General features: G+C 66.0%; 23 protein-coding genes. 12 read left to right on the top strand and 11 right to left on the bottom strand.

Annotation, left to right across the window (positions count from 1 at the left end; all coding sequences use genetic code 11):
- The first annotated feature begins 991 nt into the window (after nt 1-991).
- The 3 genes from AB0J08_RS35665 (at nt 992) to AB0J08_RS35675 (ending at nt 2751) form a co-directional block, all read left to right on the top strand.
- Nucleotides 992-1144, top strand: a complete 153-nt coding sequence (locus AB0J08_RS35665) for a hypothetical protein (protein ID WP_360642401.1) — start codon at nt 992-994, stop codon at nt 1142-1144.
- 225 nt (nt 1145-1369) lie between these two features.
- Nucleotides 1370-1762, top strand: coding sequence for a hypothetical protein (locus AB0J08_RS35670; RefSeq protein ID WP_360642403.1), 393 nt, complete (start codon nt 1370-1372; stop codon nt 1760-1762).
- A 176-nt stretch (nt 1763-1938) separates the two neighbouring features.
- Nucleotides 1939-2751 (top strand): SAM-dependent methyltransferase, encoded by an 813-nt coding sequence (locus AB0J08_RS35675; protein ID WP_360642465.1) that lies wholly within the window; start codon nt 1939-1941, stop codon nt 2749-2751.
- A gap of 27 nt (nt 2752-2778) precedes the next feature.
- Here the strand turns inward: AB0J08_RS35675 and AB0J08_RS35680 are convergent, their stop codons facing one another.
- Entirely contained in the window at nt 2779-3741 is a 963-nt protein-coding gene (locus AB0J08_RS35680; protein ID WP_360642405.1) for a helix-turn-helix transcriptional regulator, read from the bottom strand.
- A gap of 88 nt (nt 3742-3829) precedes the next feature.
- Nucleotides 3830-4066: a DUF397 domain-containing protein gene (locus AB0J08_RS35685; RefSeq protein WP_360642407.1), complete on the bottom strand. Its 237-nt coding sequence runs from the start codon at nt 4064-4066 to the stop codon at nt 3830-3832.
- Between the two features lie 437 nt (nt 4067-4503).
- Between AB0J08_RS35685 and AB0J08_RS35690 the strand changes: the two genes are divergently transcribed.
- The 4 genes from AB0J08_RS35690 to AB0J08_RS35705 all read left to right on the top strand — a co-directional run bounded on the left by AB0J08_RS35690 (nt 4504) and on the right by AB0J08_RS35705 (nt 6840).
- Nucleotides 4504-5481, top strand: coding sequence for an endonuclease/exonuclease/phosphatase family protein (locus AB0J08_RS35690; RefSeq protein WP_360642409.1), 978 nt, complete (start codon nt 4504-4506; stop codon nt 5479-5481).
- Nucleotides 5482-5521: 40 nt separating this feature from the next.
- Nucleotides 5522-6130 (top strand): hypothetical protein, encoded by a 609-nt coding sequence (locus tag AB0J08_RS35695; RefSeq protein ID WP_360642411.1) that lies wholly within the window; start codon nt 5522-5524, stop codon nt 6128-6130.
- A 216-nt stretch (nt 6131-6346) separates the two neighbouring features.
- Nucleotides 6347-6532, top strand: coding sequence for a hypothetical protein (locus AB0J08_RS35700; RefSeq protein ID WP_360642413.1), 186 nt, complete (start codon nt 6347-6349; stop codon nt 6530-6532).
- A 50-nt stretch (nt 6533-6582) separates the two neighbouring features.
- Nucleotides 6583-6840 (top strand): hypothetical protein, encoded by a 258-nt coding sequence (locus AB0J08_RS35705; RefSeq protein ID WP_360642415.1) that lies wholly within the window; start codon nt 6583-6585, stop codon nt 6838-6840.
- A 16-nt stretch (nt 6841-6856) separates the two neighbouring features.
- On the opposite strand, the gene AB0J08_RS35710 is transcribed toward AB0J08_RS35705, so the two are convergent.
- From AB0J08_RS35710 to AB0J08_RS35740, 7 genes are all read right to left on the bottom strand, one after another.
- Complete coding sequence (locus tag AB0J08_RS35710; RefSeq protein ID WP_360642417.1) at nt 6857-7264, bottom strand: NUDIX hydrolase; 408 nt, start codon at nt 7262-7264, stop codon at nt 6857-6859.
- A gap of 69 nt (nt 7265-7333) precedes the next feature.
- Nucleotides 7334-7900, bottom strand: a complete 567-nt coding sequence (gene cyaB, locus AB0J08_RS35715) for a class IV adenylate cyclase (protein WP_360642419.1) — start codon at nt 7898-7900, stop codon at nt 7334-7336.
- Nucleotides 7897-8961: an aldo/keto reductase gene (locus tag AB0J08_RS35720; RefSeq protein WP_360642421.1), complete on the bottom strand. Its 1065-nt coding sequence runs from the start codon at nt 8959-8961 to the stop codon at nt 7897-7899. The genes cyaB and AB0J08_RS35720 overlap by 4 nt, the downstream gene beginning before the upstream one ends.
- A gap of 38 nt (nt 8962-8999) precedes the next feature.
- The gene (locus AB0J08_RS35725) at nt 9000-11159 is read right to left on the bottom strand and encodes a radical SAM protein (RefSeq protein ID WP_360642423.1); all 2160 of its coding nucleotides are present in this window, start codon (nt 11157-11159) and stop codon (nt 9000-9002) included.
- Nucleotides 11160-11250: 91 nt separating this feature from the next.
- A complete protein-coding gene (locus AB0J08_RS35730; RefSeq protein ID WP_360642425.1) occupies nt 11251-11667 on the bottom strand; it encodes a hypothetical protein in 417 nt (138 codons plus the stop codon).
- Nucleotides 11668-12222, bottom strand: coding sequence for an ATP-binding protein (locus tag AB0J08_RS35735; protein ID WP_360642427.1), 555 nt, complete (start codon nt 12220-12222; stop codon nt 11668-11670).
- Nucleotides 12194-12673, bottom strand: a complete 480-nt coding sequence (locus AB0J08_RS35740) for a hypothetical protein (protein ID WP_360642429.1) — start codon at nt 12671-12673, stop codon at nt 12194-12196. The genes AB0J08_RS35735 and AB0J08_RS35740 overlap by 29 nt, the downstream gene beginning before the upstream one ends.
- 178 nt (nt 12674-12851) lie before the next feature.
- Here AB0J08_RS35740 and AB0J08_RS35745 point away from each other — a divergent pair, with 178 nt between their 5' ends.
- Genes AB0J08_RS35745 through AB0J08_RS35755 form a run of 3 tightly spaced genes read left to right on the top strand, consistent with a single transcriptional unit; the run spans nt 12852 to nt 15348 of the window.
- Nucleotides 12852-13946 carry a hypothetical protein gene (locus AB0J08_RS35745; RefSeq protein WP_360642431.1) on the top strand — a complete coding sequence of 365 codons (1095 nt, stop codon included), beginning with the start codon at nt 12852-12854 and terminating at the stop codon, nt 13944-13946.
- A gap of 15 nt (nt 13947-13961) precedes the next feature.
- Entirely contained in the window at nt 13962-14633 is a 672-nt protein-coding gene (locus tag AB0J08_RS35750; protein WP_360642433.1) for a YdcF family protein, read from the top strand.
- On the top strand, nt 14575-15348 hold the full coding sequence (locus AB0J08_RS35755) for a WbqC family protein (RefSeq protein WP_360642435.1): 774 nt from the start codon (nt 14575-14577) through the stop codon (nt 15346-15348). Before AB0J08_RS35750 ends, AB0J08_RS35755 begins: the two co-directional genes overlap by 59 nt.
- A gap of 228 nt (nt 15349-15576) precedes the next feature.
- Here AB0J08_RS35755 and AB0J08_RS35760 read toward each other — a convergent pair whose 3' ends face one another.
- Nucleotides 15577-15813: a hypothetical protein gene (locus tag AB0J08_RS35760; RefSeq protein WP_360642437.1), complete on the bottom strand. Its 237-nt coding sequence runs from the start codon at nt 15811-15813 to the stop codon at nt 15577-15579.
- 256 nt (nt 15814-16069) lie between these two features.
- Here AB0J08_RS35760 and AB0J08_RS35765 point away from each other — a divergent pair, with 256 nt between their 5' ends.
- Together AB0J08_RS35765 and AB0J08_RS35770 are read left to right on the top strand one after the other, a co-directional pair.
- A complete protein-coding gene (locus AB0J08_RS35765) occupies nt 16070-16741 on the top strand; it encodes an HNH endonuclease family protein (protein ID WP_360642467.1) in 672 nt (223 codons plus the stop codon).
- A gap of 339 nt (nt 16742-17080) precedes the next feature.
- A complete protein-coding gene (locus AB0J08_RS35770; RefSeq protein ID WP_360642469.1) occupies nt 17081-17365 on the top strand; it encodes a hypothetical protein in 285 nt (94 codons plus the stop codon).
- A 554-nt stretch (nt 17366-17919) separates the two neighbouring features.
- On the opposite strand, the gene AB0J08_RS35775 is transcribed toward AB0J08_RS35770, so the two are convergent.
- Nucleotides 17920-18282, bottom strand: coding sequence for a hypothetical protein (locus AB0J08_RS35775; RefSeq protein ID WP_360642439.1), 363 nt, complete (start codon nt 18280-18282; stop codon nt 17920-17922).
- Between the last annotated feature and the right edge of the window lie 631 nt (nt 18283-18913).

Consider the following 18913-nt stretch of genomic DNA (forward strand, 5'->3'; position numbering starts at 1 on the left):
TTCGGAAAAACGCAGTGGCGATCCGGCAAGTCAGGACACCAGGCACCACACCGACTCTGCAGTCAACCCCCGAAGGACTTCGAGTGTCGACCACTTAGCTCTTGGTCGAGTTTGAGGTGGTTGGAGTGCCTTGCCGGGACTGGCTCAGATAGCCTTGGCTCAGCCGTTAGCCCCACCGGAGCGGGCTAGGTCAGTCGAGCGCACGTCCCCTGGGGACATATTGCCTGTGCGCCCGCAGCAAGAACCCCCAGCCCAGCCCACCGCTGGATCTGGGGGTTCTTCGTCATTCGCGGCCGGGATGCGGCAGCCGGGCTCGCGGTGCAGGGTCGAAGGGTGCCCGCACTCATCCTGCTGCTTGAGCTAGACCCGGACCAGCAGCTCGGCCCTGACGGCGTCGAGCCAGTCGTCCGGTGGGTCCACGCTGCCTTGGCGGACCCTGACATCCCCGAGGACCCTGGCCCTCGGACCTTCTGCGGCCTGGACACGGACAGCATGGAGCACCATCACTACCGGCCCGCTGGGCCCGGTCAGCCCTGGTACCCGCCGGAGTTCCATGAGCAGCGGTGCCGCAAGTGCGAGGCCGTCCTGCGGAATCTGTGACTCAAGCGTGAGGCCGTGTGCCACCTGGCGCGCCCTTGATCACTCCCGCCCAAGCGATGGCGCCTGCTGACCGTTTTCGATCGGTACTACGAACAGTTTTGCGGTACACCAGTTCGTTTCAAGAGTTCGCCAAAATGGTTTTGCAGCGGGGCAGTTGGGGGCCAGTTTGGGCCGCGGGCTTAGCTAACGTTGTGCTCAGCTCCGAGAACAGGAGTTGCCCTGGGCGGTGTTGGAGCACTGCCCAGGGCGCAGGGCCAATCCAGAGAGGTTGCCACCAATGCCAGATCAGCCCTCCCGAGGGCGCGCGAAGCGTGCCCCGAGGAACCTCCAACGTAGCAGCGCGACGTCCCGGCCGGTGCGATTGCATATGCCGGTTTCGCGAGCGATCGGCTTGGCTGCAGTGGCGGCGCTGCCGGTGCTCCTGGCCGCTGCCGTTCTGCGCGGTCATGCCGCCGTCGACCCGGAACGGGTCTACCTCGTCGTGGCGTTGATGCACTACGTCCAGCGGATCGTGGCCGTCGCCGTCCGTTCGCACCGGAGCTAGCCACCTCCAGGCCAGGCGCGCCCCCAGCGCGCGCCTGGCCACCGCAGCTCGCCCTGCCGCACCCCGGCGGGGCGAGCCCGGCGTCAGCCGAGCCGGCAACGCGACACCTGCACGTGGGATCCCGAGTGTTGACGAGGACTTTCTTTGGCACGCGATCAAGGCGCAGCGACAGCATCTGACGCCATCCGAGGCAAGACGTACCGAAGTGGCTTCACCGCGTTCGTCATGATGCAGATGAATGGGTATCACCGCTACGCGCAGGCCCGGCTGATCGACCCCGGCCTGAGCCGCGAGGCCGTCGAAGCGACCATGTGGTTCACCGAGCGGCACTGGGGCGTGGTGCTGCAGCGGCGAAATCCTGCGGCATACGCCTGGCGAATCCTGCGAGCCACGGTCACCGCTGCGTGCTTCGATGCAGCCGACCAGTTGTCCGACCACCTGCACCGCACCCTGCCAGCCGACCACGCTGATGCGGCACTGCTCCACCGTCTGGGCCTGCCGGTCGAGCAGGCTGCCACGCTCATGGGTATCGAGCCGCCCAAAGCACGAGCTGATCTGCTAATGGCCCAGCGCCTCCTGCGAGTTGGACCCATGGAGGCCTATCGGACCTGCCCGTAGTCCGACTTGCTTCCGATCGGCCGGCGCGCCAGCCGGATCTCGCCTCCGCGTTCGCTACCCGTGCGCCAGCCCGCGCCACTTCACCCGTCTGTGTAGTGGTGCGGCTTGGGCTGCCCCCCTACCATGAGGTGGATCATCTGCCCTGGAAGAGCCCGGGGTTGTCCGAACACGGAGGGGTGCCCGTGGACGAAGATCCTTTGAACGGCAAGATCGATCTTTCAGTGCCAAGTGCCGCCAGGATGTACGACTTCCTCCTAGGCGGCACCAATAATTTTCTGTCCGACCGGCTGGCCGTCGAAGACCTGCTGAAAACCGCCCCCAGCTCGCGGGAGCTGGCGTTGAACAACCGGGCCTTCCTGCGCCGGGTCGTCAAGTACATCGCCAGTCACTACCAGATCCGGCAGTTCATCGACCACGGCTCCGGCCTGCCGACCCAGGACAACGTGCACCAGGTGGCCCAGCAGATTCACCGCGGCACCAAGGTGGTCTACGTCGATAACGACCCGGTGGTGCTGAGCCAGGGCCGGGCCTTACTGGACGAGAACGACGACGTGGCCATCGTCGCCGCCGACATGACCAAGCCGGCAGCAATCCGGTCCCACCCCAAGGTGAAGGACTTCATCGACTTCAGTCGGCCGGTGGCCGCCCTGTTCGTGTCGGTGCTGCACTGCGTGCCGGATCCGGAGCCGGCCCGGCTACTGCGCGAGACGATCCAGCATCTGGCGCCGGGCAGCGTGGTCGTCATCTGCCAGCTCGTGAGCGAGGACAAGGTCGTGCGCGACGGCGTGACTCGTCTCATGGCCGAGCAGACGAACGACAACTGGGGCCGAGTGCGGACCGAGGCGGAGGTCCGCACCTACTTCGATGGCCTCCAGATCGAACCCCCCGGCCTGGTCGACGTCACCGACTGGCGACCTGACTCCGAGGTGCTACCGCGCCAACGCACCCGGGAGTGGATCGAGTTCGGCGGGTTGGCCGTCGTCTCGTAGCGCACGAGTCCGGGCCAGCCGGGTGAGTCACAGCTGCGCTTCGAAGTGCTCCTTGGCTTCCAGCAGCAGCTCGCGGCTCTCCTGGCGCTCGGTGCCGGTCGCCATGAGCTGCCACAGCAACTGCTTGTACTCCTCCATCTCCGACACCTTGTGGTCCTCGTCCGGCGCCGGCCGCTCGTCCGCGGTGGGGGTGCAATAGTCAGCGCCCCGCAGCCGCTCGTTGTAGATCAGCTCGGGCAGGCCTGAGCGACCGAAGTCGAGGTGGGTCAGCGAGGACACGGAGGAGGCGAAGAAGTGGTCGAGGGTGATGATCCGCACGCCGAAACCGCGTGTGCTGGTCAGGTCGATCAGCCGCTGGAGCTGGTCGACCATGACCCGCGGTGAGCCCACCTTGCGGTAGAGGGTTGAGTGCTCCAGGAAGAAGACGGAGCGGGGTGGTGCCACCAGGAACCGCTCCTGCCGCTCCCCACGCAGGCAGAGATACCGATCCAGCCGGTGAGCCTGGCCGCTCGGCAACTCCCGGCTGAAGATCGCCCGCGCGTAGTCCTGGGTCTGGACCAGGCCGGGGACGATCTTGGCCTCGTAGGTGACCAGCTTGATGGCCGCTGACTCCAAGGCCATCAGCCGCTCAACCCAGCTGGCGAGCACATCGCGGTAGGAGTCCAACCAGTTCGGCTGGGCGGCGTGGCGCGCCAGTTCCTCAACCGCCGAGGCGATCTGGGGGCCGGCCTGGTAGAAGCGCAGCAGCGCCCAGATGTCATCTGGCTTCGGCGGGCTCTCGGCGTTCTCCAGCCGGCTGAGCTTGGCCTGGGACAGCCGGTTGTCGAGCCCCTCGACGACCTTCCTCAGCGTCCGCCCGCCGCGGAGGGCCTTCAGCTGGATACCAAGCAGGAGGCCAGCGGCCGTGGGGTTCTGCGCCGGATCGGCACCTGGCCGCCGAAAGGCGATGACATTGTCGTCATCAAACTGATCACCGCATTCAGGCGTCACGCGGGCCCTCCCATAGAAGACGAAACAAAGCAAGTCTTCCACACCGGAGGGCCGCGCGATGCCCTTGTCGAATTATCGAACGAGTGGGTTACTGTGAGATCAGATGATCGAATTCACCAGCGCAAGCACCAGTCAGAAAAGCCCGCATCTCGGCGTCGGTGAAGATCAGCGCCGGACCGGTCGGGTCGGTGCTGTTGCGCATCGCCACGCCCCCGCCCGTCAGTGCACCAAGCTCCACGCACTGGCCGTTGAGGTTGCTCGCCTGCGCCTTGATCCAGGTGGTGGCAATGCCACCGGCCGGCGCACCGTTCTTGTACTTGTCCATGCCAAATCCCGCCTTCTGCTCGTACGAACAAGAGCTTTTCGGACACGTGTCCTGACCGGCGACAATCCGCAGGTCAGGAGCTTCCTGCAATCTCACCTGCAATTGCAGCGAGGAACGGACTGAATGCTAGCCGCCGATAATCGAACGGCGCGTGCACCCATGCGGGTGATTGGATAAGGCGGATTGGATTACTGGCGGAGGTGGCTGGGCCGCTGGCGCGGTGCACGTTTCAGGGTTCGACGCTGTGGGCGTCACTACCGTCATCCAGGAGCGGGCGCCCGCGGGCCTCCGGCCAGCGGCTCGGATGAGCCCCGACGCCTACCCCCGAGTGAAAGACCGGGACGGTGTCAGGCGAGCTCCCGCTCCGGCGTGCCCGCTTGGGGGATAACGGCTGGAGCGGTCGGCAGCCGTGTCGGCCATGAGCAGTGGGAGCAGCCTTGGCGATCATCGGGACCTGGAACCTGGAGAACTTCTGCCGACCGCTGCCGGCCGGTAGTACTCCCGACCCCAACAAGTGCGCCGCCAAGGACCAAGCCGCCTACGACGCTAAGGTCGAGGCTCTGGCCGGCGTCATCACCCAGCTCGCTCCGGACCTGCTCGGCGTGCAGGAAGTCGGCAGCCAGGAAGCGCTGGACGATCTGGTGGCCAAGTTGCCCGGCGCCTGGCACACCGCCCTCTCGGACCATCCGGACCCCCGCGGCATCCGGGTCGGCGTCCTCAGCCGCTTCCCGCTGCTCGATGTCCGGCAGACCAAGGACTTCCCGCCCGGCCTTCACCCCGTTCAGGTCGAGGACGACGGCATCCCCGGCAGCCCGACCAGCGAGATGGGGCGCGGCGGCCTGGCGGTCAGGGTGGAACCGACCCCCGGCCAGAGCCTCCAGGTGGCCGTCTGCCACCTCAAGTCGAAGCTGTTGACCTTCCCGAACAAGCAGCACACCACCACCGACGAGCGCCTGCGGGCCCGCTACGGGGCATACGCGCTCCTGCGCCGCACCGCCGAGGCCGTCACGATGCGCGCCCTGGCCGACGACCTGCTCCAGGGCGACGGCCGGACCCACGACGTCATCGTCCTAGGCGACCTTAACGACGAATGGAAGGCCGCCACCACCCAGATCCTGTACGGCCCGCCCGGCTCCCAGATGGGCACCGGTGGCTTCGACCACCCCGACCAGGGCGACGCCAAGCGGCTGTGGAACCTGGCCCCCAAGATCCTGGAGCAGGGCGGCTTCTCGCGCATCTTCGAGGGCCAGCATGAGCTCATCGACCACATCATGATTAGTCACTCGCTGCTGGCGAAGTTCGAGAAGGTGTCCACCGGCAACGGCCCACTGCCGACCGTCATGGAGGCCCGGCCGGCCGCCCCGCATAACCAGCCCTCGGACCACTCGCCCGTGGTGGCCACGTTCAACTTCTAGGCAAAAGAGTGAAGCATCGTAAGAAGGAGGTCGAACCGCCATGGCCACGATCCGCTCTGTGACTGACAATCTCGCGGCGAAGACGCTGCGGCCGGTCCCCTACTCTGAGCTGGAGCGATCCATCGCCACGTTTGCCAGGCCGGAGTCGGCGGTCGGCACCGCGGCTATCACCCAGCTGAATGCCGACCTGCTGGCACTGGTCAACTCTCCAGTTGCTGCGATGGGGCGGGACTGGGACGCCCGGCAGCGCCACTTGCTCCGAGCGGCTTCGCTCTGGTCTCAGCAGCCCCCTGCCGGCCTGGCGTCACAGGTCTTCCAGAGGGCCAGCGAGATCTTGAAGAGTGTTACCGGGCCAGCTGCCGAGCGGTTGATGTCTAATCGGCCGCAGGACCTCACTGAAGCGGACGCCCAGAGCGTTGAGGCGATGGTCGAAGGGCTGATGCCGATCAGCCAGGGGCTGCCCGACGACGAGGCGCGTTCGTGGGTCATTGACCTGGTGGCCGTTTGGTTCTTCGCACCATGCACCGAGGCGATCGACGAGGCCAGCGAGGAGGACGCCATGGCGCTGGTCATCACCGGGCTGGAGACGGCCTTCAGTGCTGCTGAGTTTGCCGGGACGCTGTGGGACCAGGCTCGGGGAGACGGGTAACCAAGGACGCTAAGCATTTGGACCGGTGCCCGTGGGATGGCATCGGACCGACTCGGGGCGCTGATTGTGACTGGTCTGCTTGCCTTGATGGCTTCATCATTTTAAGGGAATTATTGGCCTACTTGCTCCTTGGCGTCGACTTGATGCCTGGCTCCTCATGCGTAACACCTCAACTACAGTGTGTGTACCTAATCCGAGACGCGGAGGAAGCCCGAGATGAGCCCTGACGAAGCGCAGCGGCAGCTTGAGGAGATTTTGGCCGATGCCGAGCCTGGCGAGACGGCGACGGTCCAGAGTGAGGGTCAGGTCGAGCACCCGCACGGCGGTGACGCTCACACAGACGCCTGGGCCGGAACCAAGGAAGATGATGGCAGCGTGACGATTGAAAAGCTGCACAACTGACCATATATCTGACTAATGCATTTCATGTCGGACTGGCTTACAATCGCTTTATGATTGAATCTCCACAGGAATATAGCGACACCGTTTCACTCCTGGAGGAGCTGCTTGAGTTTCATCCGGAGTTTCTCGACGGCCTGAGCGCGGATGATCTCAGCGCTCTCTCCACGTATTACTTCGCTGGGCGCCCCGTCGATGTACCTGACGTCCTGGAGTACCGTCGAAAAGCCCTGACAAGGCACCCAGAGCTGGAGAGACAGGCGCTTGCTGCGCTAAGGCAAGTCAAGCAGCGCGCCAACGCCAAGTCGTAGCTTCCTGCGAAGACAGCTACGCCATAACTTGATCCAAGTGCGCCTGCATCGGCTCGAACAACCCGTACGGCACATACTCGGCGATCTTGGTGTGCGTGATCCAGGCCAGCTCCGCCAGCTCGTCGGGGGCGGCGACGATGGCCGTCCCCGACACTACCTCGCAGGCCGAGTAGGACATCGCCCGGACCGTCATGGGATGGACGCGCTCACCCAGCCGCCGGACCGCCCGGACCACCAGGCCGGTTTCCTCCAACGTCTCGCGGAGGGCAGCTTCCTCGGCTGACTCACCCGGCTCGATCGTGCCCGCCGGGAACTGCCAGGACAGCTGGCCCTCGGCGACGCGGCGACGGACCAGCAGGACGCGACCGTCCTGGGCCACGATGGCGGCAGCAACGCCTTTTCGTTCCTCACCCTGACCTGCCACGCCTGCTCCTCGCGGTTGTCGAATCGGGCCGGTGCCCGGAGATGGCGCCAGCCCGACTCGGAGTACGGATCAGGCCGTCGCCGGCGCGATCCCCAGCGCCAGGTGCGGGTAGCCGGCGTGGATGCGCTCGCCCAGCTCGATGCCCAGGCCGGCGATGAACGCCTCGATCTTGGCGGTGGCCTCCTCGATGGTGTCGGCCTCGCCCTTGAACTCGAACTCGATGAACTCGCCCAGGCCGACCACGGTGTCGAACGCCACCGCGATGCCGTCGGTGACCCACTCCTCGCGGACCTTGTCGACGGTGGTCAGGTGGGTGAAGTCGAGCGCACCCAGGAGCCGGGTGACCGCCTCGGCGTCGGCCACGGTGGTCTCGAACTCGTCGCAGTGGGTCTTGATCTTCTCCTCCAGCGGGTACCATCGCTTGAAGTTGAGCGACGACGCCTCGTCCTCGACCCGGACCCGCAGCCACTCCGAGATGACCTCACCGGCCAGGAAGTCGCGGTGGGGCGCGTTGTAGTAGGTGTCGACCTGGCGCGAGGCGGTGCTGGCCTTGGCGCTGCGGGCCGTCAGCGTGGCCTTGAGGTCGTCCGGCGAGCTGAGGAGCTGGAACTTCTGCTCGACCTCGATGTACTTCATGCGCTGTGCTCCTGCTGGGAGTTGGGGATGGCGGGTCGGGACGCGGTAAGCATGTCCCGAACGGACGACATAGCGAGCTGAATCGCGCCAATGTCCTCCGAGCTCAAGGACTCACCCAGACAGGTGAGGTTGCTGCCGATCTGCCGGGCGTTGCGGAAGCCCAGCAGGACGGCGGCGTCGGGGTCGCGCTGGAGGGCGTACCGCACGGCGACGCGGGTGAGATCAGCCCGGCTGCCACCGAAGCGTTGGCTCAAGCTGGTCAGGCCGTCGTGGATGGCGCGCAGCGTGGGCCGGGTGAACAACGAGCCGCCTTGGCGGTGGTCACCGGCCGGAAAGGCCAGGGGCGAGCTGGGGCTGCGCGCACCGATCAGCAGGCCCTGGCCCAGCACCTGCTTGAGCAGCAGGCCGACCTGGTGGCGACGGGCGAAGCTGAAGATGTCAGTCTCGCCGGGGCCGTACAGCGGGCTGAGCAGGTTGTAGCGGGCGGTCAGGACATCTGGCTGGATCCGCTCGAACAACGCCAGGAACCGGGCGCTCTCGACTGCCTGCGGGTGAGTGGGGTTAGTTGCCCACTCGACGGCGAACTCGTGCGGTGCGCGCATCCCCACGGTCCGGATCAGGCCTTCACGGCGTAGCCGCTGGATGGTCTCGGCGGCTTCGTCCAGGTAGCGGTCGTCGGGGCCGAAGTCGCTGGCGTGCAGGAAGTACAGGTCCAGGTAGTCCGTGCCGAGGTTACTCAAGGACGTGAGTAGCTGCCGCCGAACCTGACCGGCGGCGTACGGGTGGCTGGCCGTACCGGCGAAGTAGCCGACCTTGCTGGAGATGATCAAGCGGCTGCGGTTGACCTGCTTCAGCAGCTTGCCGAGCAGCCGCTCCGACCGGCCCAGGCCGTAGACGTCGGCGGTGTCGTACAGGGTGACGCCCAGGTCGTGCGCCCGGACCAGGCCGGCGAAGGCTTCGTCTTCATCGACCCCGGCCCAGCCGATGGGCACGCCACGGTTGGTGGCCAGCCCGCCAATCGTCCAGCAGCCGGCCCCCAGGGCCGACACTTCACGATCCAAGCCAGGTAACTGTCGTCGGTCCATCTTGGTCCCCTTCATCAGGTGCCACACGGATCGCTGGCGTTGATCGAGCGCCATTCGGTGTTGCGGGCCCAGCGGCCGTGCTCGTAGGCCAGCGTGCGGGCGTGGTCGGGCGGCAAGGTGCGGCTGACCTGCTCCACCACGCCGCTCATCCGGTCGGCCAGCAGAGCAACCTCGGCGTTCAGCCACAGCCGCAGCCGGGCCGACAATTCGCCCGCGCCGGCCTCCGCTCCGACCGCCTCGATGCTGGCCTCGATCTCGCGGATCATGTGGCCGAAGACGGTGTAGGCCGCGTCCTTGAGCACCACACGGGCGGCCCGGACGGCGTGGCGCGGGTCGCCGTCGAGGATCTTCTCCAGCGACTTGAAGGTGTAGTCGAGCGCGAAGTTACGGTCCACCCACAGCTGGGCCCACTCGCTGGCCACGCCGATGCGCCAGTCAGCGAAGCGGGCATCGACCCGGCCCATGGACGGCCGGACCTCACCCGTCAGGCCGGCGGCCTGGGCCTGCTTGGTGTAGGCCGCTCCAATCAGGCACTCCATCGAGACGAGCATGTAGGAGATGCCGCTATGGAACGGTCGGCCGGTCGAATGAGCCGCTACCCAGTCGGGGTCGACGACGCCGGCCACGATGTCCTCGGGGCTGAGCTCGGGCAGCGGTGACAGCAGCAGGTCGGTGCGGCCCTGGTAGGCGTAGGTGGCCTTGAGCTCGTCGAAGGTCATCAGCTGGTCGAAGCTGATGTACGTAAACCGGGTCGGCACCCCGAGCGCCGACAGCGTCCGGATGGCCACGGCGTTCTGCTCGCCGCCGGTCTCCTTGTTGAACCGCTGCAGAATCGAGTCCACCCCGGATTCGACGCCGAACAGGCAGCGACGTAAGCCGCGGTCGACCAGGCCGCGCCACATGCTGGCGCGTTCGACGTGCCAGGTCTGGTCACGATCCGGCCTGGTCACCTGGTCGATGCGGCAGCTGGTCTCCCACTTGAAGCCGGCCGTGTGAAGCGTGCCGGCCATCTCCAGCGCCCGGGGTACGGCGTCCTGGCCCCGGCCAATGAACTCCTCGTCGACCAGGTAGAGCGTTCGCGAGAGGTGGGGGTAGTGGTCGTAGACCCGGCCCATTTCGTCCAGCAGCCAGGGGAAGGCCTCGGGGTGGCCGCCGAACCACTGGCCCTTGTGGCCGCGCGGGCAGAACGAGCAGTAGTTGGTGCAGCCGCGCGAGCCTTCCACCTGGCCGACGCCGTGGTGCTCGAAGGTGTCGGGCAGCAGGTCCAGCTCAGGGAAGATGTCGTCCTGGGCGCTCGACACCGGCTTGGCCGTCCGCCGCCGGCCAATGGCCAGGGTGCCGGAGCCACGGGCGGCGCCGTTGTAGCCGATGCCGCGAATGTCCTCGCGGGGGATGTCGCCGTGCCAGTGGGCCAGCACGTCTTGGATGGTGGCTTCACCAGCGCCCCGGGCGATCAGGAGATCGGGGTACTGCTCCAGTAACAGCGCTTCGTTGCGGGCGGTCAGGCTGCCGCCGGCCACCACCAGCGGCGGCTCAGCCAGGCCGTACGCGGCGTCCAGCAGCTCGGTCATGAGGTCGTGTTGACCGAAGGTGGCCGAGATGCCCAGGATGTCGGGGGCGTCCTGGGCCACGGCCTTGACCAGATCGGCCATGGTGACGCCGAGCTGCATGTCGGCCAGCGTCACCTCGCCCATCAGGGTCGAGCGGCCAGCGCGGGCCACGTCGCTGATGCCCAGCGGAAATCGTGGCAGCGGGAAGTACTCCGGGTGGTACAGCGCCGCCAGGAGCAGCTGCGGCCGGCTGAAGCGCTGGGCGGTGTAGTCGTCCATGACGGCCAGCGACAGCCACGAGTCGGGCGACTGGAAGTCCAGGTGGTTGGTGGCCCAGCTCGGCCAGTGCCGCGACTCGTGCGGCTGACCCGACAGGTCAGCCACCACCCACTTCGCATCCGGCCGCTCGATGAGCACCAGCCGTCGGTCCAAGGTGCCAGTCACCCGGATACGGCCGATCTGACCGGCGAGGTGGTGTTCGAGATGCCGCCGCAGCCGGGGCGGCGCGATGAGGAGCCGGTCGGCGCCAGCAGCCACGGCGGCCGGAGCCTCCGGGAGCGCCAGCCGGATCGCTTGGGCCAGCCGGTCGACCTGCGGTACGGGTCGCGCAGTGGTGGTGGTCATTCGAGCCTCGTTTCTCTCTGGTGTGAGATGCGGGCATGACGGCTCACCTGGCGGGCGAAAGAGCCCGTCCGGGAGGTGGTGGTTGGGAAGATCAGGAAGTGGTCGAGGCCGCCAAGGTGGTCAGGGTGATCACGGGGCGGGCCTCGATCTGGAGGCGCAGGCCGTCCGAGGGCAGCGCCAGCAAGATCGCCTCGCCGTGGAGCAGGCCAAGGACGGCCGCGTGGTAGCCGGCCGCGTCGTCCAACCACTCAGCGGCCAGCCGCTCGGCGTGCTCATCCAGCGTCGGGGCTAGCCGCCGAACCGCTCGACGCAGCCAGCGCACGGCCTGACCGGGCGACTCAGCGAAGTGGCGCAGCGGTAGCCCCCCGGTCACCTGCTCGCCGTCTACCAGGACGAGCACGTACTGGCAGAGGTAGCTTCGTCTGGCCGCCGGTGCCCGTAGCAGGGACGCCAGCTGGTTCGGCGCGAGTGGCTCGTCATGCGCAGTCAGCGCGGATGCCAGCGTCATCTACAGTCCCCGCAGTCCGACGAGCGTCTTGGCCACCAGGAGCGACGAGGCCGGATCCTTCTCGAACGGTGAGCGCTGAAGCCCGGCCGGTGGAGCCGCTGGCTGAGCCGCAGGTGTCGTGAGCAACAGCTCCGACCAGACGACCTTGCCGGACGCCGTCGCCGGAACGTAGTAGCCCCAGCGAGCACTCAGGTGGGCGATCAGGAAGACGCCGCGGCCGTTCTCGGCATCGAGACCGACCTCCTTGAGCACGGGAACCTCGGGCTGGTAATCGTGCACCAGCAGCAGGAGCCGGTGACCATCCAGCCGCAGTGTCAGCGTGATAGTGCTGACCCGCGTCAGCGCCGAGTACGGTGCTGCCTCTTCGTTCGGCCCGAGCCGACGTGTGGCGTTGGTGGTCAGCTCCGACACGACCAGCTGCGCCGTATCGATGACGCTGGTCGGAACTCGCCAGCGGCGCAGGACATCGACGGTGTGCCGCCGGGCCCAGGACACGGCGTTGGGGGTGTCAGCCAACGCCAACTGGCTAAAAACAGGACGGGTTTCGTTGGGCACGGGAAGTGCCTCCCGATTCGGGAGTAGCGCAGCGACAGGGGGAAGGTGAACTCACTTCGAGGTCGTAGCTGGCCGCGCCGCGGAGTGGCGACAGGCCAGAACTCGCAGTTGTCGGGTGGCGGATCAGTAGCAGCCGGACCCCGGCTGCGCCGATCTGCTGTTTGCGTTCGGCGGCTATCGCCCGGGGGCCAAGGTGTGAGGCCGCCGGCATGACCACGCCGTAGGTCTCCGGCAGGGCCAGGACGTCGAGCAGGCCAGTGAAGGCTGCGGACTTCGAGGCGGTGGTGCCATCGCGCTCGGTGAAGACCCCGCTCAGTGTGAGTTCATGCTGCACGCAGTACTGGGCGAGAACTTCGGACAGCGCGCGGTGTCGAGCGACAGCGGTCGTCGTCATCCGCAAGAAGCCGTAGACGACCGGGCCATGGATCAGGCGGTGTTCCGTGAGTTCCATCTGCGCGACCGTCCCGGGCGAAGTGGGCTTGAGAGACCAGCTGTTGGGGCGTTGGCCTTGCTCCAAAGCGTCCCGACATTCGGTGGGTGCCGAAATGACCTGCTGTTGCACTTGTGTGGCACTTCTGACCCATCGTCTGCGTGCTCCGTGCTTCGATGACTTCCCGAAAGGAGGCCGCGTGGCGACCGTTCAGCAGTGGAGTGGCCTGGATGCGTGGGCCCTCAGGCGTGCGCTGCGCATGAGCGTCCGGGCCTTCGCCGAGCACCTCGGCGTGGCAGTGCGGACGGTCTCCAAGTGGGAGAAGCTGGGCGCCGACACTCAGCCCCGCCCCGACACCCAGGCAATCCTCGATACCGCCCTGGCCCGGTGTGACGCCGCCGCCCAGCTGCGATTCGAGACCCTGCTCTCCGAGGCCGGCCGGAGCGTCGCACGGCCAAGGATCACCACGGCGGGGCCTCGGCTGTGGGACTTCGAGTCCTGGACCGATGACCTTGAGCGCACGGTCGCGGCCCTGAGCCGGCAGAACTTCACCTTCGCCACGAGCCTTCTCAACCGGTGGCTGACTCGCTACGAACCACGCAGCCTGGACGAGAAGGGCCTCTATCTCTACGCCCGCTCCACCGCCTTGCTTGGTGACTTGCAGCGAGACCAGGGCGCCGTCCTCGGCCCGTTGTCAGCCCAGCACTCCTACGCTCAGGCTCGCTCGGTCTTCACCCAGCTCGACATTCCCCGCCGGGTGGCTCAGCTCGACCTTTCCCTGGCGGTTGTCGCCGAGATGGCCGGCAAGCTCGACCTCGCGGCTCACCGCTACGAACTGCTCGCCACCGACGACCGGCTCAGCCGTCGTGACCGGGCCAGAGCCCGCCTCTGGGTAGGCACCGCGCTGAGCAAGGACGGCAACCACGACTACGCGGCTCGGGTCATGACCACCGCCACCCGCGAGTTCGAGGACCTGTCCGAACCCGAAGACTGGTCGGTCGCCCACCAGAAGCTCGCGCTCGCGTACCGCGGGGCCGGCGATCTCACCGGCGCGTTGCAGTTCATCGAGATCGCCCGACAGACGGGCACCATCGACGCACCGATGCAGCGTGTCCGGCTGGATACCGCCCACGGCCACATCCTGCTGTCAGACGAGGCCACGGCCGGCGACGGCTTGGCCGTGCTCAGCCGGGCTGCCACACTCGCGGCCCAGTACGGTATGAGTCACCAACTGCGAAGCATCGAGGGCATTCGGCTGAACTACGAACGGCCGACCGTCCCTCAGCCTCGGTGACCAGGGAGAACTTGAGTGACGGACAGCCAGCAGCCTTCGATCACCGACGGACAGTGGGCCGATGCCACGCTGATCTGGGACTACCACCAAATGCACCACCCGCTCCGACCGTGCGACGTGGCGATCGGCCTCGGCAGTCACGACCTGGGAGTGCCTGCGTACGCGGCCGAGCTGTACCACGCTGGGTTGTTTCCCACCTTGGTCTTCAGCGGCGCCAGCAACCCCACCCATCCGGAGCGGTTCCCACGCGGTGAGGCGGTCCACTTCCGCGAGCACGCCGTCGACCTTGGCGTTCCCGACAGCGCGATCTTCCTTGAGCCCACCGCCACGAACACCGGCCAGAACATCAGTCTCTCGCGCCAGGTGCTCGCCGACGCCGGCATCGAGCCGGCGTCCGTCATGCTGATCGCGATGCCGTACATGGAGCGGCGGGCGTACGCGACCTGCCGCAAGCTCTGGCCCGAGGTCGACATCGTCTGTGCCTCCGCGCCAATGGCTTTCGATGACTACGTCAAGGTCATCGGAGACGACAAGCTCGTCATCGACATGCTCATGGGCGACCTGCAACGGGTGATGGAGTACCCGAAGCTCGGTTTCGCCATCGAGCAGGAGGTCCCGGGGGAAGTCCATGCTGCTTACCAACGTCTCCTCGCCGATGGGTTCGACAGCAAGCTCCTGGCTCGCTGAACAGCTCCCGGCACCAGGCGGCGTCTGCGCCATCCACCAGCCGAATCTGTTCCCGAGGCTGTCAACGCTGGCGAAGCTATTCGCAGCGGACTACTGGATCGTTCTGGACGACGTTCAGTTCGCCCGCCGCGACTACCAGCACCGCACCCGCCTGGCCGCCCTGGATGAGCCGGGCCGGCGGCAGTGGCTGTCGATCTCGACCCACCTGCCGCACGGCCGCTCCACCCTTGTCCTCCAGGCACTGATGACTGAGCCGGAACGCTGCCAGCGCCGTACCGGCCAGCTGATCCGGCAGCACTATCGTTCGAGCCCGCACTGGCCTGGGTTGCGAGACGTACTCGATCCCGTGCTCGATCTATTCGTGACCACCGACCGCACGGCTGTGGTCGCCGAGGCATCCACCCGGGCCCTTCTCGGCCTTCTCGGTTGGCGGGGAGAGATCCTTCGCAGCAGCAGCTTGGAGTCCCGGCCTGATCGCTCGCAGCGCTTGGCCGATCTGGCGGCTGTGACCGGGGCGAAGTCATACCTGTGCGGAACAGGCGGCATGCGCTACCTCGACCCCGCGGCCTTCCAGCAATACGGCATCGCCGTGACACCGTTCCAGACCCCCAACGACGGCATCTGGGCTGGAGCCCGCGCCATCAGCAGCCTTCAGCCCCTGATGGCGCTCGGAACGGACGCCCTCGCGGCCAAGCTGCGCCAACTCGCCGCATGAAGATCGTCGCCCGTCCGAACCACCCCCAGCGGGCTTCACCAAGCGCGGCCAGCTGAATACGGCCCTGCGGACCCACCCCTCTGTGCCGGAGGTTCTCGCTTGACTCCCGCGAGGAAGACCCGAGCACATGGGCGGACTGAGAGCCTGCTGCTGAGTGAACTGCCACCGGCCTTGCTGGGCTTGGCCCCCGGACCACGGCGTGCGCCCGGTGCTGACGCGACCCCGCCGTTAGCCGACGGAGCGCGCCCCCTCGATGAGCCCCATGCGGGCCTCGTTCAGCGCTTCGGTCTGCCTGATCAGGTGTTCAACGGCGTGGGTCACCAGGGCCACCTCGGCTGGCGTCGTCCAGCCCGGCCGGTGGATGATCTTGAGCAGCTCCTCGTGAGGGTCGTTGGTCACGGACTTGGTCACCGTGATGAGGTGATGAATCCGCTGCTCCAGGTGAGCCAGCTGGTCCTTCTCCATGGCGTGCCCAACTCCTTCGGTCGTAGTGGCACAAGCAGGCCATACCTACCCAAAGTTGTCCGCTCAGTCAGAGGGCCGATCGGGTGGCGTCGGCTGGCTTCGTTCGGCACGGCTCCAAGGGCCACCACCGCTGCAGCTGTGGTGGCCGAGATCGCCCAGACAGGTGAAGGCGAGATCACTGGCGACACCTTTGGCTGCTTCCCTCGTTGCGCCGGGCGATCATGCCCCTCTTCCCTGGGAGAAGTTGCCCGTGCGCATGCGCTCCGCTTTGGCTGCGGCCGTGGCCGCCGTTGCCTCCGCCGCCCTTGTCGCCGTTCCGGCCCACGCTGCCCCGGTGCAGCACCGAGCGGCCGGCCAGACCATCTCCATCACGCTGCAGGAGGCCATCGACAGCCTGCCGGTGGCCGACGAAGACCGGACCGGGTACGAGCGGACCAAGTTTCGCCACTGGATCGACGCCGACCGCGACGGTTGCAACACCCGCAAAGAGGTGATCCTGGAGGAGGCCGTCGAAGCTCCCGAGATCGGGCCGGGCTGCAGCCTCACCGGCGGCAGCTGGTACTCGGCCTACGACGGCGAGATCGTGACCGATGCGGCCCGGCTGGATGTTGATCATGTTGTGCCCCTGGCCGAGGCCTGGGACTCGGGAGCCTCGGCCTGGACGCCGCTGGAGCGCCAGCGCTACGCCAACGACCTGGACGAGCCGCGGGCCCTGATCGCGGTCACCGGCCGCTCGAACCGGCAGAAGGCCGACAAGGACGTCAGCGACTGGCTGCCGATGCCGAGCGACCAGTGCACCTACATCACCGACTGGACCGTGGTGAAGACGCGCTGGGGGCTGACCATCGACCAGCGAGAGCAGGACGCCCTGCATCGGCTGGCGGCCGGCTGCGCCAACGAGCCGATCACGGTGGAGCTGGCGCGGTAGGGGCGTGGGGACTCGCTCGATCGCATCGTTCGACGATGTGATGCCGTAGGTGGCTTGACCTGGGGGAGTGGCTCGTCATGGAGGAGCCCTGGGAACGGCTGTCGCCCACGCTGCTGCGGCAGTACCCCTGGGACTGCCGCCGACCGTCGACGCTGACCCGATCATCCTGCTCAACCCCAAGGTGACGGCCGTCTCTGACGAGACGGACGAGCAGTACAAGGGCTGCCTCAGCTACTTCGACGTGCGAGGCATGATCCCTCGGCCGCTCTGCATGGACGCCACCTCCAGGCTGGACGGCGTCGTCACCACCGGACCTACGAGTTCGGCCTGGCCCGGCTCATCGCCCACGAGTTTGACCACCTGGATGGCCTGCTCTACACCAATCGGATGCGCCAGGGGGCCCGGATCGCCGTGCCTAACGGCGAACGGCGGCTCAGTCTCGGAATGTGGGGATCGACGGGTCCGCCCTACGAGGCTTGCGGGGATGGAGAAGGGCTCGGCTGCTCTGAGCCGGCGCAAGACGGCGAGGCCGCGGGGCTCGGCGACGTACCAATCAGGCCGGGAATTTCAGATCTGGCAGAAGGACATGGCTTCGTCATTTTATCTGGCACCTTGATGTGGTGATACGCAAAGAAGGTCATAAGGACGACGGCTGCACCCGTCGTCAACAGGTGGAGTACGACAAGGGAAAGGAGCGCGCCGTCGCCAGGACTTGATTCCTTCGTGCGTAGCAAAGTGATCTGCCTGCCGAGTACGCTAACTCCAAAGGCGACAGCCAAAATTAAGCAGATCAAGCCTAATGCAAACTGCCATGAGTCGGAGTCGCCCTGATACTGAAGCAAGATGGTTACAGTCAGGACTAGAAGCGCGGTTACAAAAGTAACGGTAGCGAGAATGTAATTGCCAACGGCGACAAGCGCAGTCCGCTCATTCTCTCGGTTCTCGGCCGCCTCTAATCTTTCTGAGGGTTGTCCCACAATCGCTAGGGCCTCGCGGAGTTTCTCGGTGGTCCTCTCTAGGGACTCGTCAAGTTGTCCGGCTGCCTCGGCAGCCTGGGCGACCTTCGACCCGGCCCACCTTTCCATTTTCCACAGTCGGTGAATGGCAATGGCGGCAGTGACGGTCTTCAGTAGTCGCTTCACGGCCGTGAAGTTCCGGTGCAAGAATCATCCAGCATGCTATGCGAACTTCTCTCTGAGGCATTTGGCAATGTCCTTAATAGGCCACATGAATGCCGTCATGGGGCGGTACCTTAGTTCGACCGCCTGTAGAACGACTGGCAGGTCATCGACCGTTAGGTAGTCTAGCGGAAAGAACTCAATTGCCTCTTTAATGCATTGCTTGAAAAATTGAGCGACTTGGTCTACCTCCACATCCTGCTGCCTGAGAGCAGCCTCCCATTCTTGCTGAGGGACGACTGCCTTGTTCAAAATAATCTCCTTGATCGGCTCCCCGAGCGGGTGCCCACCGTGCCCGCTATCCTTCAGCGCGCCGTCGACACATTCCGAGATAAACTGATCTCGATTGAAAATGTCCACCATGATCCCTCCGTGACCTAGTTCGGATGGCGCGTAAGTATGCCCAGGTGCCAGGGCTGGCAACCTGGCGGTCTCGGCATTTCACCTGATTGGGTGCATAAAAATCTCAGCAGCAATTATTGAGTCGCTGCTGAGACTGAAGCCCAAGAGGCTGCTCTTGGGCCTTGCCGCCTGGGCCATCCTAGGAGATGAGAAGAAGTGGCACGCCTATTCCGTAAAAGAGGATGAGGCCAAAGATAATGGCCGGGAAAAGCCAACAAGGCCTGATGGGGGGCCAGTAACTGGCTTCTTGATCGATATAGATATATCGCCTCTTTGTCATGGCTGCAAACCTCGGCCTTCAGGGGGTGGGAACTGTCAATCCTTGGTCCGCCGGCCAAAAACGACAGGTGTCGAATTGATTGACTCCCTAAATATGAATTGCCCGAGCTAAGCTGCCAAGCCGGAAAATTTCCCGAACAGCGGTCGTTTTGAAGGTGCGCTCCGTGACGTCCGGGTGACCGGCTAGGAGGCAGCGCTGCCCCGCCCTCCACCTGGCCCTACGAGCCCACGAGAAGACGTGCTGCTTATCAGAGGAGCTATCGCGTCTGCCCACCAGCGCTAACCAAGTCTCGTCCGCCCGGCTGCCCATCCG

The organism is Kitasatospora sp. NPDC050463 (genome assembly GCF_040655255.1).
GTDB lineage: Bacteria > Actinomycetota > Actinomycetes > Streptomycetales > Streptomycetaceae > Kitasatospora.

Bases quoted from the DNA above. Each gene is read 5' to 3' on its own strand.
- AB0J08_RS35705 (WP_360642415.1), top strand. From the start codon at position 6,583: ATGATTGAATCTCCACAGGAATATAGCGACACCGTTTCACTCCTGGAG.
- AB0J08_RS35725 (WP_360642423.1), bottom strand. From the start codon at position 11,159: ATGACCACCACCACTGCGCGACCCGTACCGCAGGTCGACCGGCTGGCC.
- AB0J08_RS35765 (WP_360642467.1), top strand. From the start codon at position 16,070: ATGCGCTCCGCTTTGGCTGCGGCCGTGGCCGCCGTTGCCTCCGCCGCC.
- AB0J08_RS35730 (WP_360642425.1), bottom strand. From the start codon at position 11,667: ATGACGCTGGCATCCGCGCTGACTGCGCATGACGAGCCACTCGCGCCG.
- AB0J08_RS35700 (WP_360642413.1), top strand. From the start codon at position 6,347: ATGAGCCCTGACGAAGCGCAGCGGCAGCTTGAGGAGATTTTGGCCGAT.
- AB0J08_RS35740 (WP_360642429.1), bottom strand. From the start codon at position 12,673: ATGGAACTCACGGAACACCGCCTGATCCATGGCCCGGTCGTCTACGGC.
- AB0J08_RS35755 (WP_360642435.1), top strand. From the start codon at position 14,575: ATGCTGCTTACCAACGTCTCCTCGCCGATGGGTTCGACAGCAAGCTCC.
- AB0J08_RS35775 (WP_360642439.1), bottom strand. From the start codon at position 18,282: ATGGTGGACATTTTCAATCGAGATCAGTTTATCTCGGAATGTGTCGAC.
- AB0J08_RS35695 (WP_360642411.1), top strand. From the start codon at position 5,522: ATGGCCACGATCCGCTCTGTGACTGACAATCTCGCGGCGAAGACGCTG.
- AB0J08_RS35685 (WP_360642407.1), bottom strand. From the start codon at position 4,066: ATGGACAAGTACAAGAACGGTGCGCCGGCCGGTGGCATTGCCACCACC.
- AB0J08_RS35670 (WP_360642403.1), top strand. From the start codon at position 1,370: ATGATGCAGATGAATGGGTATCACCGCTACGCGCAGGCCCGGCTGATC.
- cyaB (WP_360642419.1), bottom strand. From the start codon at position 7,900: ATGAAGTACATCGAGGTCGAGCAGAAGTTCCAGCTCCTCAGCTCGCCG.
- AB0J08_RS35760 (WP_360642437.1), bottom strand. From the start codon at position 15,813: ATGGAGAAGGACCAGCTGGCTCACCTGGAGCAGCGGATTCATCACCTC.